Source organism: Streptomyces sp. NPDC018947 (assembly GCF_044390505.1).
GTDB lineage: Bacteria > Actinomycetota > Actinomycetes > Streptomycetales > Streptomycetaceae > Streptomyces.
Genome location: NZ_JBIRZD010000013.1, coordinates 166,081 through 183,333, shown reverse-complemented (window position 1 = coordinate 183,333; position 17,253 = coordinate 166,081). Strand labels below are relative to the sequence as shown.

Genomic DNA, 17,253 nt, shown 5'->3' with positions numbered 1-17,253 from the left:
CCGGGCTCTATCCGACCACCTTCTCCGCTTCCCCCTCTTCCCCCTTCTCCGCCCTGCGCAACAGCGCCGCCGCCGTCGCCCCGCCGAGCAGGACGGCCACCGCCCCCACCAACTGGCTGGACTCGACCCCGGAGGAGAAGGCGTCGATGATCCGGCGCCGCTCCTCCTCCCCCTGCGCCGAGGTCAGCGCCGCCGGCAGCGACACCGCCGCCACCGGGGTCAGCGCCGCGAACCGGGAGTTGAGGACCGCGCCGAGCACGGCCACGCCCAGCCCGTTGCCGAACTCGGCCAGCGTCCCGTTGATGCCCGCGCCGATCCCCGCCTTGGCCGGGGGGATCGCGCTCATGATCGCGTGGGCCATGGCCGGGTTGGCGACCGCGCAGCCCGCGCCGATCAGCAGCAGGCCCAGCAGGGTGCCGGCGTAGCCCTGGCCGGTCAGGGTGGCGATGGCCACCAGACCGGCCGACATCAGCACCATGCCCAGCAGCACCGCCCTCGGCGTGCCGAGTCTCGCCAGCCACTTCGCGGACAGGCCGGAGAAGTTCAGCAGCACCACCGTCAGGGCCAGCGGAGCCGTCCGCAGTCCGGCCTCCAGGGGGCCGTAGCCGAGCACGAACTGGAGGTGCTGGGTGAGCAGGAAGAGCGCGCCGCCCATGCCGAAGGTGATCAGCACGGCACCGGCGACCGCGCCGGTGAACCGCCGGTCGCGGAAGAAGTGCAGGTCGAGCATGGGGTACGGGATCCGGCTCTCCCAGTACGCGAAGAGCGTGAGGACCACCACGGCGACGGCCGCCGCGACGAGCACCTCGGCGGACGTCCAGCCCTCGCCGGGGCCGGAGATGATCGCGTAGACCAGGCAGGCCATGCCGATCGTGGACAGGAGCGCGCCCAGCAGGTCGGGGCGGTCGCCCCGGGGGTTCTTCGACTCGGGGACCAGGGTCACCACCGCGACCAGGCCCAGCGCCACGACGGGCAGGTTGATCAGGAAGATCGCGCCCCACCAGAAGTGCTCCAGCATGAAGCCGCCGAGCAGCGGTCCGCACGCGAAGCCGAGCGCGCTGACCGCGCTCCAGATGCCGATGGCCTTCGGGTGCTCGTCGGGCGTGAAGATCTGCATGACCACGGCGAGTGTGGTGGTCAGCAGCAGCGCCCCGCCCACGCCCATCCCGGCCCGGGCGGCGATGAGCTGGCCCGTGGTCTGCGCGAGGCCCGCGACGAGCGAGCCCAGGCCGAACAGGGCGAGACCGGCGGTCAGCATCTTCTTGCGGCCGTAGCGGTCGGCCGCGCTGCCCGCGGTGAGCAGCAGGCCCGACTGCACGAGCGAGTAGGCGTTGATCATCCACTGGATGTCGGACGGCGCGGCCCCCAGCTCGTCGGTGAGCGACGGGATGGCCACGTTGAGCACGGTGTTGTCCAGCACCACGGTGAGCTGGGCGAGGCTGATGACTCCGAGGATCAGCCAGCGCTGGGGATGAGCCTGGGCCGTGGGCCGGGCCGGCACCCGGTCCTGCGAGGACGTCGTCATGTTATACAGCGTATAACGGCTTTCTCGCGTACTCCCCCGCGCCGCCGACGGACGGTGCGGGGGAGTCGGTGGGGGACCGCGGATCAGCCGGCGTCGGCCGGCCGCGTGAGGTCGTAGAAGGTGACCGAACCGGCCGTGACCTTCGTGAAGTTGGCCTCGACCCACGAGGTGATCTGCGACGCGGTGCCGGAGCCGCCCCCACCGCCGCCCATGCCCCCGCCGGAGATGAAGTAGTGGATCCTCCCCTCCTCCACGTACGTCTTGAATCGGGCCGGCGTCGGCGACGGATCGGTACCGTTGAAACCACCGATCGCCATCACCGGTTCGCCGGTGGCGAGTTGGTAGCTCGCCGCGTTCTGGGAGCCGACGGCCGCGGCGGCCCAGGTGTACCGTCCGGCGTCCGCCCCCAGCAGTTCCTCCGCCTCGGAGCCGACCTGGGCGCCGTTGAGCAGGCCGCCCGCGCCCGCGCCCTGACGGCCCGTCGGACCGCCCTCGCCGGCCGTGCCGGTCCGGCCGTCGGCTCCTCCGCCCGGGAGGGCGCCGCCCCGCCCGTCCCCGCCCGGAGCACCACCCGGGAAGCCGCCGCCCGGACCGGCCTGCCCCTGGCCCGGCGGGTTCGCGCCGCCGGGGAAACCGCCGTCCCGCCGGCCGCCCCCGCCCGGGCCGCCCGTCGTGCTGGCGCCCGCCGGACCGGCCGTGACGATGGAGCCGCTGTGCCCCGTCTGCACGGTGCTGAGCGTGTACGCGGCAGGCCCGGCCAGCGCCGTCACGAGACTGAGCCCCGCCACCGCGAGCGCCGGGCGCCGCCCCAGCCGCCCGGCGAAGACCAGCCCGAGCGCGGCGGCCAGACCGCCCGCCAGGACCAGCCACTTCAGCCACGGCACGTAGTCGGGCGTGCGGGTGAGCAGCACGTACCCCCACGCGGCGGTGGCCGTGGCCGCGGCGGCGAGGGCCAGGGACGCCCCGCTCCGCCCGCGGCGCTCCCACAGCGTCGCCGCGCCCATGCCGACGACGGCGGCGAGGTAGGGGGCGAGGGCCACGGTGTAGTACTGGTGGAAGATGCCCGCCATGTAGCTGAAGACGGCCGCGGTCGTCACCAGTGAGCCGCCCCAGACCAGGAAGGACGCCCGCGTCGCGTCGGTACGGCCGCGCCCGCGCATGGCGACCAGGCCCGCGGCGAGGAGGATCAGCGCGGCCGGCAGCAGCCAGGAGATCTGGCCCCCGATCTCGGAGCCGAACATCCGGTCCCAGCCGGTCTCGCCCCACTGCCCGCCGGGGCCGCCCCCGCCGCCGACGCTGCCCGTCTCCTCGCCGTTGAGCCGGCCGAGTCCGTTGTAGCCGAAGGTCAGCTCCAGGAAGCTGTTGTTCTGCGAGCCGCCGATGTACGGCCGCGACGAGGCGGGCCACAGCTCCACGACCGCGACCCACCAGCCGCCCGAGACGACGATCGCGGCGGCCGCCAGGGCCAGTTGCCCGAGCCGCCTCCTCAGCCGCACCGGGGCGCAGACGCCGTGGACGAGGGCGAGCGGCGGGAGGATCAGGAAGGCCTGGAGCGTCTTCGTCAGGAACGCGAAGCCGACCACGGCCCCCGCCCACACCAGCCACCCGGTGCGGCCGTCCTCCAGCGCGCGGACGACGAGGTAGCAGGCGAGGGACATCAGCAGCGCCAGCAGCGCGTCCGGGTTGTTGAACCGGAACATCAGCGCGGCGACGGGCGTGAGCGCCAGCACCGTACCGGCGACCAGCCCGGCCGCGGGGCCCGAGCGGCGGCGCACGGCCGCGTGCACGACGGCGACCGTCGCGGTGCCCATCAGCACCTCGGGGACGAGGACCGACCAGGACGACAGCCCGAAGGCCCGCACCGACAGCGCCATCGGCCACAGCGCGGCCGGGGGCTTGTCGACGGTGATGGCGTTGCCCGCGTCGAGCGAGCCGAAGAAGAACGCCTTCCAGGACTGGCTGCCCGCCTGCACGGCCGCCGAGTAGAAGGAGTTGGCCCAGCCGGAGGCGCTCAGGTTCCAGAGGTAGAGCAGCGCGGTGGCCGACAGCAGGCAGAGGAGGGCCGGGCGCGCCCAGCGGGGGTCCTCGGGTCGGCCCCGCAGGAGTCCGCCCGGCAGGGCCCGTGCGGGCGACCGGGGCGGGTCCGCCGGGGGCGGGGCGCCGTCGCCCGCGGGACGCGCGTCGCCCTCGTACGTCGCCGGGTCGTGGTGCGTCATCGTCCGTCCCTCGTGTCGGTGCCGGCGGCGGGCGGCGTGTCCTGGAACACCCAGGCCCTCAGGAGCAGGAAGCGCAGCACGGTGGCCGCGAGGTTGGCCGCGACGAGCACCGCCAGTTCGGTGGAGTGGGCGGGCTCGGGGCTCGCCGCGCTCAGGGCGGCGAGGGAGCCGCTGGTGAGGGCGAGACCGATGCCGAACACGACCAGCCCCTGCGCCTGGTGGCGTGCCGCGCCGCTCAGGCCCCGCACGCCGAAGGTCAGCCGGCGGTTGGCGGCGGTGTTGGCGACGGCGGAGACCAGCAGCGCGAGCGCGTTGGCGGTCTGCGAGCCCGCCACGTGCCGGAAGCCGCTGTAGAGCAGCAGGTAGCAGAGGGTGGACAGGGCTCCCACGACGCAGAAGCCGACGAGCTGCCGGGCCAGGCCCTGCGGCACGCCCGCGATGTCCCGGTCGCGCGGGTCGTCGCCGAACGGCCGGGCCAGCCGGTCCAGCGGCAACGACCCCGTGGCCAGCGCCCTGCCGACCCGCCAGACGCCCTTGAGGTCGTCGGTGGCCGTCCGCACGATGTGGACGGTGGAGCGGGGGTCGTCGATCCAGTCGACCGGCACCTCGTGGATGCGCAGCCCCGCCCGCTCGGCGAGCACCAGCAGCTCGGTGTCGAAGAACCAGCCGGTGTCCTCCACGAGCGGCAGCAGCACCCGGGCCACGTCCCGGCGGATCGCCTTGAAACCGCACTGGGCGTCGGAGAAGCGGGCCTGGAGGGAACCGCGCAGGATGAGGTTGTAGGTACGGGAGATGAACTCCCGCTTGGCGCCGCGCACCACCCGCGAGCTGCGCGTGAGCCGGGAGCCGATCGCCAGGTCGGAGTGGCCGGAGATCAGCGGGGCGACCAGCGGCAGCAGCGCGTTCAGGTCGGTGGACAGGTCGACGTCCATGTAGGCGAGCACGGGGGCGTCGGAGGCCGACCAGACGGTCCCGAGGGCCCGGCCGCGCCCCTTGCGCTCCAGCCGGGAGGACCTGACCTCGGCGAGCTGTGCCGCCAGGCGCGACGCCACGTGCGGGGTGCCGTCCGTGGAGGCGTTGTCCGCGACCGTGATGCGGAACGCGTACGGGAAGGTGCGGGTGAGGTGCTCGTGCAGTCTCAGGACGCACGGCGCCAGGTCCTTCTCCTCGTTGTGGACGGGGATCACCACGTCGAGGACGGGCGTTCCGGCTCCGGTGGCCGGGAGGTGCTCCCGCGCCGGCAGGGAGCGGGGAGAAGTGTCGGTTCGCATGGGACCGACTCTTCTCAAGTCCCCTTTCCGGCCCGTGTGGTGAGGCTGTGCCGGGGCTGTGAGTCCTCGCCCCCGGACGCGGCGGGCAGGCCGGGCCGCGCGGGCAGGTGCACGGTGAAGACTGTCCGGCCCGGCACGCTGTCGACCGTCACCGCGCCGCCGTGCGCGGTCGTCACGGCCCGCACGATGGCGAGGCCGAGGCCCGTCGAGCCGGTCGCCCGGGACCGGGCCGAGTCACCCCGCGCGAACCGCTCGAAGACGTGCGGCAGCAGCGCCGGCGGAATGCCCGGCCCGTCGTCCTCGACGTCCACGCACAGCCGGGCCCCGTCGCGCCGCACCCGAGCGGTGACGGTCGTCCCGGGCGGGGTGTGGGTGCGGGCGTTGGCCAGCAGGTTGACCAGCACCTGCTGGAGCCGGGCGGCGTCGGCCGGGACCGGCGCGGGTTCGTCGGGCAGGTCGAGCCGCCATACGTGTCCGGGACCGGCGGCACGGGCGTCGCCGACGGTGTCCACGAGGAGCGGGACGAGGTCGGTCGGCTCGAACCACAACGGGCGCCCGGCGTCGAGCCGGGCGAGCAGCAGCAGGTCCTCGACGAGCAGGGTCATCCGCCCGGCCTCGGACTCGATCCGGCCGAGGGCGTGCCGGGTGTCGGGGCCGATCCGCTCCCCTCCCCGGCGGGTGAGTTCGGCGTACCCGCGGATGGAGGCGAGGGGCGTGCGCAGTTCGTGGCCGGCGTCCGCGACGAACTGCCGTACCCGCGTCTCGCTGCGCTGCCGTGCGTGCAGCGCGCCGTGCACGTGGTCCAGCATCCGGTTGAGCGCGGCGCCGACCCGGCCGACCTCGGTGTGCGGGTCGCACTCGGACTCGGGGACGCGTTCGTCGAGGCTGACCTCGCCCGCGTGCAGGGGCAGTTCGGATACGCGGGTGGCGGTGGCGGCGACCCTGCGCAGGGGGCGGGTGGCGACGCCGACGATGACGGTGCCGGCCAGCGAGGCGGCGACGAGGCCGGCCGCGGTGACGCTGGCCTCCACGAGGACCAGGGTGCTGATGGTGCCGCCGACCCCGGCGGTCGGGAGGGCCGCGTAGTAGCCGCCGCCCGCGCCGGAGCGGTACTCCACGCGGTAGTCGCCGTGGCCGGGGATCTCGACGGTGTGCGCGTCGCCGTCCCGGGGGACGGAGGCCAGCGCGTCCCGCTGCGCCCGGGTGAGGGACACGGCCGTCATGCCGCTGTAGTCGGTGCTCTCGTCGGAGTCCCGGCCGATCTCGGCGTCGGTGACGGCACCGCCCCGCACCTCGGCGACGATCGTGCCGCGCGGCTGCGGCCCGTGCGTGACGAACTCGGCGAGGTCGAACGGCCGCGGCCCCGCGCCCCCGCCCCCGGCCTTCGGGGCACCGGGCGGCCCCAAGCCGGAGACCCGCGCCGCGACCTCGTGCACCTGCCCGTCCAACTGGTCGTACAGATGCGACCGCAGCGCCACCGTCGTCACCGTGCCGATCACCGCGCACACCACCGCGATCAGCGCCACGGACGCGACGACGAGCCGCGTCCGCAGGGTCCGCGGCCGCGGTCGTCGCCACCGGCTCATGACACGGCGGGCTTGATCAGGTAACCGGCGCCGCGCCGGGTGTGGATCATCGGCTCCCGCCCGGCGTCGATCTTCCGGCGCAGGTAGGAGATGTACAGCTCGACGACGTTGGCCTGCCCGCCGAAGTCGTAGGACCACACGCGGTCCAGGATCTGCGCCTTGCTGAGCACGCGGCGCGGGTTGCGCATCAAAAAGCGCAGCAGCTCGAACTCGGTGGCGGTGAGGTGGATGCCGTCGCCGCCCCGGGTGACCTCGTGGCTGTCCTCGTCGAGGGTGAGGTCGCCGACGACGAGGACGGACTCGGAGCGCCGGTCGGCCGCTCCCGACCGGCGGATCAGGCCGCGCAGCCGGGCGACGACCTCCTCCAGGCTGAACGGCTTGGTGACGTAGTCGTCGCCGCCCGCGGTGAGCCCGGCGATGCGGTCCTCGACCGCGTCCTTGGCCGTCAGGAACAGCACCGGCACGTCCGGCAGGTCGCGGCGCAGCCGCCCCAGCACGCTCAGCCCGTCCATGTCGGGCAGCATCATGTCCAGTACGACGGCGTCCGGCCGGAACTCACGCGCGGCCCGGACGGCACCGTGCCCGTCCCCCGCGCTGCGGATCTGCCAGCCCTCGTAGCGCAGGGCCATGGACAGCAGCTCGCTGATGGACAGCTCGTCGTCCACCACGAGCACCCGGACGGGGCTCCCGTCCGGCCTCAGCAGTTCGGTGCGCCCCTGGGGCGAGGTCGTGGTCATGCCGGACACCATGTCGGGGGCCTCTGAGAGCACCCTTTCGCCGAGCTGTGATTTCTCTGAGAAACCCACAGGGACCCCTCAGGTACGGCACACCGGCCCGTCACCGCACGCCCGTCAGCGCTCCGGCAGCCCGAACAGCCGGGCCGCGTTGTCGTGGCACACCCCGCGCAGCCACGCGTCCCCCAGCCCCAGCCCCTCCAGGGCGCGGAGCTGGTGCAGGTACGGATAGGGGATGTTGGGGAAGTCCGTGCCGAGCAGCACGCGGTCCCCGAGGCCGGCCAGCCGGGACAGCGCCCCGCGCGGGAAGGGGGCGAGGCGCTCGCTGAAGTCGGTGAACGCCATGGTGGTGTCCAGCCGCACCTCGCCGTACCGCTCGGCGAGGTCCAGGAAGTCCTCGTACTCGGGCATCCCGAGGTGCGCGACCACCAGCCGCAGCCGGGGGTGGCGGGCCAGCACCCGCGCGATCGGCCCGGGCCCGGTGTGCTTGCCCGGCGCGGGCCCGGACCCGCAGTGGATCACCACGGGGATCCCCGCCTCGGCGAGCAGCCCCCAGGCACCGTCCAGCAGCTCGTCGGCCGGGTCGTACGCCCCCACCTGCACGTGCGCCTTGAAGACCCGCGCCCCCGCCTCGACGGCCCGCCCGACGTACGCCTCCACGCCGGGCTCGGGGAAGAGGGTGGAGGTGTGCAGGCAGTCGGGTGTGCGGCGGGCGAAGTCCACCGCCCAGTCGTTCAGCCACGGGGCCATGCCGGGTTTGTGCGGGTAGAGCATGGCGGTGAAGGCCCGCACGCCGAACCGCCGCAGCAGCGAAGCGCGTTCCGCCTCCTCGTGCCGGTAGGTGATGGGCCACTCCACGCCACCGGTCAGCGGGCCGAGCGCGTCGAAGTACGCCCAGACCTTGCGCAGCACCCGCTCGGGCATGAAGTGCGTGTGCACGTCGACGAGTCCGGGCAGCCCCAGCCGCTCCCAGAAACGCCGGACGCCCGCGGCCTCGTCGGATCCGGTCGCCGATGGTGCCGTGCGGTGATCGCTCATGGGGTCCACCCTCGCCCGGCGGGGCGCCGGGGGTCCACCGTCCGGGTGCGGGGAAAACGGGCCGAGGAGCGCGCCCGCGCATCAGAACAGGCCGTCCTGAACTCCCGCCGGCGCGCTGAACTCCCGTACGGGAACGGCGCACCGGCCCCCCTCGGCGGCCATCAGCTCCCACCCCGTCATCAGCCGTGTGTCGAGCACGACGACCCCCCGTTCCGTCGCCAGGTGCAGATCCGGCCCGGCCGCCGCCACCAGCTCGCCCCCGACCGTGCCGGCCGCCACCAGCTCGGTCACCTCCCCCACGGCCGCCGGCGCCCGCTCCAGCCCGAAGACCCGCACGTGGTCAACGCCCCGGAACGGCTGAGGCGTCAGCGACTCCGGCCAGGCATCGAGCGCCACCGCCCGCGCGTGCAGCTCCGCGATCTCCGCCGCCCGCTCCTCCTCCGTCGCGGGCAGCGCGGCCCGCACCGCCCTCTTGTGGGCGTACGGGATCCGGTCGGGCACCCCCAGCGCGGCCCGCAGCAGCTCCTCGGTCCGGCGCGCGGCCATCAACGGCCCGGTCCCCAGCCAGGCGAAGCACACCGCGCCCTGTTCCAGCAGCCGGGCCGGCCCCCGCTCCACCGCCGTGATCCCCACCTTGGCGAGCCCGGGCCCGAACCACGCCAGATAGACCCGGTACGGCCGCGGGTCGTCGGCGATCGTGTCGGCGGCCACGGAGTGCGCCCGGTCCAGCCGCGCGCACTCCTCGCACCGTGCGCCCGTGCTCCGCCCCGGCACGGCCACCCCTCCCGGGCAGGCGTGCCCCCGCGCCCCCACGCAGGTCCGCACGCCCCCTTCCGCGACCCCGAAGGCCACGCGCTTGCCCCGGACCAGCGCACTGCGCCGCCCCCCGACCCACGTCAGCACGGGACCGTCCGCCGCCCACCGCAGCCCCGCGCACTTCCATGCCTGTGCCATCACTCCCGAGCGTAGGAGCCCCCACTGACAACGCCGTGGGCCCGACGGTCCAGCGCGGGGCCCCACGGGAGGCGGGCCGGGTGCTTCAGCCCTGCTCCCGCTCCACCGGGAGCCACAGCTCGGCGTCGGCCTCCGTACCGTCCGGGGACAGGCGGGTGCGCAGGATCTCGGGGCCGGGCCGGCTGCGGTAGGGGTTGGCCGGGAACCACTCTGTGAAAACGTCGCGCCACAGTTCCTGGATGGCCCGCGGGGCCGGGCCGGAGGTGGTGAAGACCGCCCAGGTACCGGCCGGGACGGGGAGGGTCTCGGCCCCCTCGGCAGCCGCCCCGGACGTGATCACCCCGTGGTAGTAGTCGAGCTCGGTGCCTTCGGCGCGGCTCGGGTCCAGGTCGTCGCAGACCGCGACGATGCCCCGCGGCTCCTGGTCGGACAGCTTCTCCAGGCGCTCCAGGACCCGCGGGTCGATGCCGCGGACGAAGTCGACGATCGCCCGGTTCGGCCCCGCGTGCACCAGAGGCACCCGGGCCCTCGGGCCGACGACGGTGAAGGCCGGCCGGTCCACTACGCGATAACGCATGCTGCTGCTCCCTTCGACGGTGAGGCGGAAGGACAGCCGGGGCTGCGAGACGAGCGCCGCGCCGGTGCGCCGGGCCTCGCCCGGACCGACACCGTGCACGGCACGGAACGCCCGGGCGAACGCCTCGCCCGAGCCGTAGCCGTAGCGCACCGCGATCTCCAGCAGGGACTCCCGCCCCGCCAGCACCTCGGCACCCGCGACGGTGAGCCGGCGGCGGCGTATGTACTCCGACAGCGGCATGCCCGCGAGTGCCGAGAACATCCGGCGCAGGTGGTACTCCGAGGTGACCGCGATCCGCGCCAGCTCCCCCACGTCGACCTGCTGGTCGAGTCGGCCCTCGATGTGGGCGAGGGTCTCGTTGAGACGCTCCAGCACTGCCGGCCTCCTTCCTCTTTCCTGATCACCACGCTAGGCAGCGGACCCCGCGCCGGACCCGACATCCTGTGCCCGACCGGATCGGGTGCGGCCGGCGCCTCGGAGGACGGAGAAAGGCCGGAGGCCCCGTGGATTTCTCCACGGGGCCTTCGGTGTGCTGTGCACTCGGCAGGATTCGAACCTGCAACCTTCTGATCCGTAAGCGGCACCGGCTCGCAGCGTAGGCGATCGCCGCGACGCCGAGCCCAGGACTTGTCCGGGCGATCACGTGCGAAGCCGGATGACGAGGGCTGCCGCAGTGACGGTGCCGAGGTAGACGTACCCGCGCTTGTCGTAACGGGTCGCGACCGCACGGGAGTTCTTCAGCTTGTTGATCGCTCTCGACGGTGTTGCGTTTCTTGTACCGGTCCTCGTCGAAGCCTGGTGGCCGACCGCCGCGTGATCCCTTGCGCAGGCGGGCGGCCTGGCTGTCAGTCTTCTCCGGAATCGTGTGCCGGATGCCGCGTCTGCGCAGAAAGTCGCGGCATGGGCCGTTGCTGTATGCCCTATCGGCGGCCAAGCTGTCGGGTTTCTTGCGGGGCCTGCCTCGGCCGATCCGCGGGACTCGGATCTTCTCCAGTACGGCTATGAACTGGGGTGCAGTCCGCCCTCTGCTCTGGTGTGACGATCAGGGACAACGGGCGGTAGCAGCCGTCCGCGCTCAGGTGGATCTTGCTGGTGAACCCGCCCCGCGAGCGGCCCAGGCCCTCACCTCCAGCACCACCTCCACCAGCCGGGCGACAAGGCTCTGCCACGGCGTCTCGTCCTGGTGTTCCCCAGGCCCCTCTCCCTTTGAGCTAAGGGCTGGTGGCGGATTGGTGCGAGCGCCGGCCGCATGCTGGTGGGCGCGCACGATGGGGGAGTCGGCCGAGATGTCCCAGTCGACCTCACCCTCGGCGTCTGTCAGATCATCCCGCCCCATGCTCGAACTAGCGAGCGAGTAGGGCGATAGTCACATGATCGGGCGGGCAAGTCCTAGTTGAGCATGTGGGCGGCCTGGACCTGATGGAGGTGGATGAGGACGTCGTGGGTCTGGGTGAGGCGGATCTGGGGGGCGTCGGCGATGCCGGGGTAGGTGGCGCCGATGTTCTTGATGGTGTGGGGTTCGGCGAGCCAGGCGCGGGCCGCGGTGGGGGCGGTGCGCAGGTCGACGACGTAGTCGCGGTGGCGGACCTTGTCGAGGGTGTGTTCGGCGGTGCCGGGCGCGGCGGGTGCGGCGGTGAAGCGCTGCGGGGCGCCGTCGTGGTTGAAGGCGTTGAACGTGCCCTGATTGAAGGTGAGGCCCACGCTCAGGTAGCCGGTGCCCAGTTGCTCGCGCAGGAACTCGCCCTGGACGCGGGGGTGGCTGGCGGGGGCGTAGGTCTTGAGGGCGGTGTGGCTGTTGTGGGCGGAGATCATGATCTTGCTGCCGGTGCGCTGCTGCCACCAGGCGATGTTGTCCGCCATGACGCGGTCGCGGTAGAGCATGGCGCCGGGGATGGCCCCGGGGTCGTCCAAGTCGAAGGCGTAGAGGGTGGTCATCTGGTGAATCGCGCCGGCGTGCTGCACGGCCCAGGCATGGGCGTCGGGGTTGGCACCGGGGTGCTGTTTGAGCAGGTCCACCGCACGGCCGGTCCGCTCGGCGATCGCCTTGCGCTCGGCGAGCGGCTTCGCGAGGTAGTCGTTGACGTAGGTCTCGGCGCTGGTGGTGGGCCGCAGTCCTTGGTACAGCTCGGTGATCTGTGCGGCGAGTTCGGGGCTGGACGCGGCCGCGAACGTGTTCACCTTGTCGTACAGCTGCGGGCCGGCGAAGCCGTTGTCGTCGCCGACGAAGCGGACGGGGTCACCGGGGTGCTGGATGTTGTAGGAGCGCGCCCACTGGAGCAGGTCGCGGTACTCGGCGTTGTTCCACCAGCTGTAGGCGCCCTGGAACTCCTCGTCCATGATCTGCTTCAGGTCGCCCTCGCCCCGGGTGAGGTAGGCGTCGATCCGCAGTCCGCTGCTCCAGGCGGCTTCGAGGGCGAAGGTGCGGAAGCCCTTCTCCTCGACCAGGTACCGCAGCATCCGGTGCTTGAGGGTGACGAACTCGTGCGAGCTGTGGGTGGCCTCGCCCACGCCCACCACGGTGGCGTCGCCGACCATCGTGCCGAACGGGCGCAGGTCGGCGACGTTGCCGCGGGGTTCGGTGGTGCGCAGCCGGTGCGCCACCCGGTCGAGGGCGGCCTCGGGAGAGCGGAACGCGACGGCGTCGGGGGAGGCCGACGCCGCGGACGCGGCGGGCGGAGCGGCGGCGGAGGCGGCCGGAGCGACAGCCAGGGTGGCACCGAGCGGGACAAGCAGAGCGGCGAGCAGGATCTTGCGTGTGATCATGGCCCCAACCCTCGCCGCCCGGGAGCTCCTCGCACCATCCGCTGCACCCCCCGATCGGCCCGGGGGTTTGCCCCATCCGCCGACGGGCGGGTAGGACCCCGCTCCTGGTCGTGAACGGGCGTCAAGCAGGTCGCCCGGCTGGAGTCGAGCGGCTGTCGGCGACTGGTGGTCGGCCCCGTCGGCCGCCCTATCCGGCTGGCTTCTCTCTGAAGTCACCCGGAGCTCCGCAATCGCCTGTCTCTGAGAGGTACCGCGGTTTGGGGAACGGCGGCAGAGTCGGCCCTGGCGCACAGCCCGGAGGCCGGGTGTTACTGCGCTCGCGCTGCGGCGCTGGCCTCACGGCGGCCTTGCCCGGGATCGAGCAGGCGGCTCGGGACCAGTGCCAGCGGGAACGGGGCTGGGCTGCGAGCCGGTGGTGGGAGAAAGAGGGATGGGCGGTGTTCGAGCGGCTCCGGGACCGCGCGGCCGTACGCGGCGCAGAAGGACCCTTGGTGCAGCGGCCTGCAAGGGCGGCCCGGCCGGTAGGCCTTCATCCGCCGGTGGTTCGTCGAGACGCCGATGCAGCGTGCCTGGTCGGTCGTCAGCTTTTCGCTGCGGTGGCCGCCTCATGGACCGGCTGGGCGGTCCTCGGCCGCCATGGTCGGACGGTGGGCGTGGCCGGTGTTCGGGCCGGGCGCGTTCAAGAGGACCGGGTTCTCAGCTGTCGCCGCCGGCGCACTGGGCCCGGCTGCCGACCTGCTGCTTCTCCTTCTTTGCCCTGCACCAGCCTGCGGCAGAAGGCTCTTTGCGGGTCGTGCAGCGGTCGGCAGCCGCTTAGCCACCACGTTCGCGGCGAAGCGGACGCCGACCGCGACCGTCGGCAGCCGTGGACGGTCCGGCTTCGCGTACCCGTCCTTGCCAAGCGCCGGACCTCCCACCTGCGGTTTCCCGCCGGGGAGTGGGGGGATAACCCCACCTCCGTTCCGCCGGTGGCCTGCATGGTCCGCGCGGCCCGTGCTTCCTAGGTTTGAGGACGTTGACAACGAGCGTCGCGGAACCGAAGGAAGACCCCTCCATGGCACGCCACCGAGACCACAGGACCGACGGGCCTGGAACGGCCCCGTACACCGCAGCCCCGTTCACCGCGCACCCGTACGGCTCGGCCCCGCACCTCGGGGCCCCGTCCGCGGAGCCCGCGATCGAACTGCGGGGTGTGCGCCGGATTTACGGAAGCGGCGCGGCGACGGTGCACGCGCTGCGCGGGATCGACCTGGCGCTCGCCCGCGGCAGCTTCACCGCCGTCATGGGCCCCTCCGGCTCCGGCAAGTCCACCTTCCTGCAGTGCGCGGCGGGCTTGGACCGCCCGGACGAGGGACAGGTCCGGCTCGGCGGCGAGGACATCACCACACTGAGCGAGAACCGGCTCACCAAGCTGCGCCGCTCCCGCATCGGCTTCGTCTTCCAGTCCTTCAACCTGCTGCCCTCGCTGAGCGTCGAGCAGAACGTGCTGCTCCCGCAGCGCCTCGCCGGAAAGCGTCAGGACCGGGCCAAGGCGCGGGAACTGCTCACGCGGGTGGGCCTGGGCGAGCACGCGTCGCGCCGCCCGGGACAGCTGTCCGGCGGCCAGCAGCAGCGGGTGGCGATCGCCCGCGCGCTGATCACTCACCCGGACGTGGTGTTCGCCGACGAGCCGACCGGCGCGCTGGACACCACCACCGCGCGCGAGGTATTGGGCCTGCTGCGGCAGGCCGTGGACTCGCTCGGCGCGACCGTGGTCATGGTGACCCACGACCCGGTGGCCGCCTCCTTCGCCGACCGGGTGCTGTTCCTGGCCGGCGGCGCGATCGCGGACGCCCTGCCGTACCCGACCCCGCAGACCGTCGCGGACCGGATGATCGCGCTGACCGCCCACCCGGTGGGAGCGGCGGCATGACGAACGGACTCGCCCGCGCCTCGGTGCGCTTCCGGCCCGGGTCCTTCGTGGGAACCCTGGTCGCCCTGCTGCTGGGCGCCGCCGTGGTGGTGGCCTGCGGCACGCTGCTGCAGACCGGCCTGACCGCGAGCCTGAAGCCCGAACGGTACGCCGCCGCCCCCGTGGTGGTCACGGCCGACCAGGCGGTCAAGATTGAGCGCACGACCGCTGGGGAGACCGAAACCCAGGAGTATGCCACCCCGGAACGGGCCCGCACGGACGCCGCGCTGGTCGGCCGGTTGACCGCCCTGCCCGCGGTCGCGGCGGCCCGCCCCGACACGGCCTTCCCGCTGCCCGCCGGGGAGAGGACACCGGCCATGACCGGCCGCGGCTTCGCCGCACTCGGGATCGCCGGACCCGGCGACAAGCTGGTCGAGGGCCGCGCACCCGGCGCGAACGAGATAGTGCTGGACACCGACACGGCGCGTGCCGCCCATCTCGCACCCGGCGCGAGCCTCGCGCTCACTGCGCCCGGCGGCACCGCGCACTACCGGATCTCCGGTCTGGCCGCCGCCCAGCAGAGCGGCCCCACCGCCTGGTTCGCCGACACCACCGCCGACCGTATCTCCGGCCACCCCGGCCGCATCGACGCCATCGCGGTGCAACCCCGCGAAGGCGTTCCCACCACCGAACTGGCGGCCCAGGTCCGCCGGGCCCTCGGCGGCGACGCCAGGACCTTCACCGGGGACGACCGGGGCACCGTCGAACACCCCGCCCTCAGCAGTGCCCGCAGCATGCTGATGGCCCTCGGCGGCACCTTCGGCGGCTACGCCACCATGACCGCCGTGTTCGTGGTGATGAGCACCATCGCCCTCGCCACGGGCCAGCGCGCCCGCGAATTCGCGGTGCTGCGCGCCATCGGCGCCACCCCACGCCAGATCCGCCGCACCATCGCCACCGAGGCGATGCTGGTAGCGCCCCTCGCCGCCGCGCTCGGCATCCTGCCCGGACTGGCCCTCGCCCGCTGGTGGTTCGGCCAGCTGGCCGACCGCGGCGCCGTACCCGCAGACGTCCGTCTCGACATCGGCCCGCTGCCGATGCTCGCCGCCGTGCTCCTGTGCACCCTCGCCGCGCTGACCGCCGGCTTCATGGCCGCCCGCCGCCCCTCCAAGATGCGGGCCGCCCAGGCACTCGGCGACGCCGCCGTCGAAGCACCCCGCCCCGGCAAGGTGCGCACCGTCCTCGGCGTGCTCTTCGCCGCCGGCGGCTGCACGGCCGCCGTCGTTGCCAACGCCCTGGACGGCGAGAAAGCCGCCCAGACCGCACTCGGCGTGGTTATGTGCTTCATGGTGACCGTCGCGCTGCTCGGTCCCCGGCTCGCCGCAGCAGCCGCCGCGCTGCTCGGCGCCCCGCTGCGGGCCGGCGGCGCGCCCGGCTCGCTCGCCGCCGACAACGCCCGCGCCAACGCCCGCAGACTGGCCTCCGCGATCACCCCCATCGTTTTGGTCACCGCCTTCTGCGGCACCCTGCTGATCCTCCAGAGCACCGTGCGCCACACCACCGGCGAGAACGTCAAGGCCGGCGTCACCGCCGACCACGTGATCGCCACCACCGGCCCCGGCCTGCCCGCCGGAACCGCGGAGACGGCCGCCCGGGTGCCCGGTGTGGACACCGCCATCGGCCTGCTGCGCACCGGCGTGGTCTACGAGAGCGGCGACATGCTGAGCTCCGCCCCCGCCCTCGGCGTGGGCGGCGACCCGGCCCGGCTGCCGAAGGTGCTCGACCTCGACGTGCGCACAGGTGCCCTCGCCGACCTCGGCCGCGCCCCTGACACGATCGCGCTGAGCACAACCCTGTCCGGCGCACTCGGCGCGAAGGTCGGCGACCGGGTGCCGCTGTGGCTCGGCGACGGCACCGCGGTCCGGCCCACGGTGGTCGCGGTGTACGAGCGAGGGCTCGGCGTCGGCCAGGCGCTGCTGCCCCGGGCCGCGGTCGCATCGCACGTCACCGCCGCCTACGACAGCCAGGTGCTGGTCGCCGCCGCGCCGGGCGCCGACCGCGCGGCCCTGGCCGCCGGCCTGGGCGCGCTGCCCGGGACGGCCGTGACCGACCGGGCCGGGTTCGTCGCCCAGGCGGACAAGGACCTGGAACTCAGCGGCTGGGCCAACACCGTGATGGCGGCCGTACTCGGCGGGTTCGCCGCCGTCAGCGCCGCCAACACCCTGGTCATGACGGTGATCGACCGGCGCCGCGAGGTTGCGCTGCTGCGGCTGGCAGGCACCACCCGGCGCCAGGTGCGCCACATGATGCGCTGGGAGGCGCTGCTGGTGGCCGTGACCGGGCTCGCGGTCGGCGCGTCGATCGCCGGGCTCACGCTGGTACCCGTCGCCCGGGGCGTGACCGGCTCCGCCCCCCACGTGCCGCCGATGCTCGCCCTGCCACTGGCCGTCGGCACCGTGCTGCTCTGCCTCGGCTCGACGGGCCTGCCGGTGCGCGCACTGCTGCGGACCCGGCCGGCAACGCTGGGAACGGCACGCCAGTAGCAGAGTGCGGAAGTCGGCGGAGGGGGGGGGGCCCGGGGCCCCCCCCCCCCCCCCCCCCCCCCCCCCCCCCCCCCCCCGGGGGGGGGGGGGGGGCGGGGCGGCGCCCCCCCCCCCCCCCCCCCCCCAAACACACCCCCAACGCGCGGTGTGCCCCA

General features: G+C 73.9%; 11 protein-coding genes. 2 read left to right on the top strand and 9 right to left on the bottom strand.

Annotated elements, in window-relative coordinates; genetic code table 11:
• Positions 1-7 precede the first annotated feature (7 nt).
• The 9 genes from ACH499_RS24450 to ACH499_RS24410 all read right to left on the bottom strand — a co-directional run bounded on the left by ACH499_RS24450 (position 8) and on the right by ACH499_RS24410 (position 12,664).
• Positions 8-1,525: an MFS transporter gene (locus ACH499_RS24450; protein ID WP_356199101.1), complete on the bottom strand. Its 1,518-nt coding sequence runs from the start codon at positions 1,523-1,525 to the stop codon at positions 8-10.
• Positions 1,526-1,608: 83 nt separating this feature from the next.
• Entirely contained in the window at positions 1,609-3,741 is a 2,133-nt protein-coding gene (locus ACH499_RS24445; RefSeq protein ID WP_399018339.1) for an ArnT family glycosyltransferase, read from the bottom strand.
• Positions 3,738-5,012: a glycosyltransferase gene (locus tag ACH499_RS24440; protein ID WP_399018337.1), complete on the bottom strand. Its 1,275-nt coding sequence runs from the start codon at positions 5,010-5,012 to the stop codon at positions 3,738-3,740. The genes ACH499_RS24445 and ACH499_RS24440 overlap by 4 nt, the downstream gene beginning before the upstream one ends.
• A gap of 14 nt (positions 5,013-5,026) precedes the next feature.
• Positions 5,027-6,598: a HAMP domain-containing sensor histidine kinase gene (locus ACH499_RS24435; protein WP_356199095.1), complete on the bottom strand. Its 1,572-nt coding sequence runs from the start codon at positions 6,596-6,598 to the stop codon at positions 5,027-5,029.
• The gene (locus ACH499_RS24430) at positions 6,595-7,335 is read right to left on the bottom strand and encodes a response regulator transcription factor (RefSeq protein ID WP_356199093.1); all 741 of its coding nucleotides are present in this window, start codon (positions 7,333-7,335) and stop codon (positions 6,595-6,597) included. The genes ACH499_RS24435 and ACH499_RS24430 overlap by 4 nt, the downstream gene beginning before the upstream one ends.
• A 114-nt stretch (positions 7,336-7,449) precedes the next feature.
• Positions 7,450-8,370 (bottom strand): amidohydrolase family protein, encoded by a 921-nt coding sequence (locus tag ACH499_RS24425; RefSeq protein ID WP_356199091.1) that lies wholly within the window; start codon positions 8,368-8,370, stop codon positions 7,450-7,452.
• Between the two features lie 81 nt (positions 8,371-8,451).
• Complete coding sequence (locus ACH499_RS24420) at positions 8,452-9,324, bottom strand: DUF2797 domain-containing protein (RefSeq protein ID WP_399018334.1); 873 nt, start codon at positions 9,322-9,324, stop codon at positions 8,452-8,454.
• 85 nt (positions 9,325-9,409) lie between these two features.
• A complete protein-coding gene (locus tag ACH499_RS24415; RefSeq protein ID WP_399018332.1) occupies positions 9,410-10,276 on the bottom strand; it encodes a GyrI-like domain-containing protein in 867 nt (288 codons plus the stop codon).
• 1,014 nt (positions 10,277-11,290) lie between these two features.
• Positions 11,291-12,664 (bottom strand): erythromycin esterase family protein, encoded by a 1,374-nt coding sequence (locus tag ACH499_RS24410; RefSeq protein WP_399018330.1) that lies wholly within the window; start codon positions 12,662-12,664, stop codon positions 11,291-11,293.
• Positions 12,665-13,718: 1,054 nt separating this feature from the next.
• On the opposite strand from ACH499_RS24410, the gene ACH499_RS24405 reads away from it, so the two are divergent.
• Both ACH499_RS24405 and ACH499_RS24400 read left to right on the top strand, forming a co-directional pair.
• The gene (locus ACH499_RS24405; RefSeq protein ID WP_399018328.1) at positions 13,719-14,576 is read left to right on the top strand and encodes an ABC transporter ATP-binding protein; all 858 of its coding nucleotides are present in this window, start codon (positions 13,719-13,721) and stop codon (positions 14,574-14,576) included.
• The gene (locus ACH499_RS24400; protein WP_399018326.1) at positions 14,573-17,098 is read left to right on the top strand and encodes an ABC transporter permease; all 2,526 of its coding nucleotides are present in this window, start codon (positions 14,573-14,575) and stop codon (positions 17,096-17,098) included. The genes ACH499_RS24405 and ACH499_RS24400 overlap by 4 nt, the downstream gene beginning before the upstream one ends.
• Positions 17,099-17,253: the final 155 nt, after the last annotated feature.

Bases quoted from the DNA above. Each gene is read 5' to 3' on its own strand.
- ACH499_RS24450 (WP_356199101.1), bottom strand. From the start codon at position 1,525: ATGACGACGTCCTCGCAGGACCGGGTGCCGGCCCGGCCCACGGCCCAG.
- ACH499_RS24445 (WP_399018339.1), bottom strand. From the start codon at position 3,741: ATGACGCACCACGACCCGGCGACGTACGAGGGCGACGCGCGTCCCGCG.
- ACH499_RS24440 (WP_399018337.1), bottom strand. From the start codon at position 5,012: ATGCGAACCGACACTTCTCCCCGCTCCCTGCCGGCGCGGGAGCACCTC.
- ACH499_RS24435 (WP_356199095.1), bottom strand. From the start codon at position 6,598: ATGAGCCGGTGGCGACGACCGCGGCCGCGGACCCTGCGGACGCGGCTC.
- ACH499_RS24430 (WP_356199093.1), bottom strand. From the start codon at position 7,335: ATGACCACGACCTCGCCCCAGGGGCGCACCGAACTGCTGAGGCCGGAC.
- ACH499_RS24425 (WP_356199091.1), bottom strand. From the start codon at position 8,370: ATGAGCGATCACCGCACGGCACCATCGGCGACCGGATCCGACGAGGCC.
- ACH499_RS24420 (WP_399018334.1), bottom strand. From the start codon at position 9,324: ATGGCACAGGCATGGAAGTGCGCGGGGCTGCGGTGGGCGGCGGACGGT.
- ACH499_RS24410 (WP_399018330.1), bottom strand. From the start codon at position 12,664: ATGATCACACGCAAGATCCTGCTCGCCGCTCTGCTTGTCCCGCTCGGT.
- ACH499_RS24405 (WP_399018328.1), top strand. From the start codon at position 13,719: ATGGCACGCCACCGAGACCACAGGACCGACGGGCCTGGAACGGCCCCG.
- ACH499_RS24400 (WP_399018326.1), top strand. From the start codon at position 14,573: ATGACGAACGGACTCGCCCGCGCCTCGGTGCGCTTCCGGCCCGGGTCC.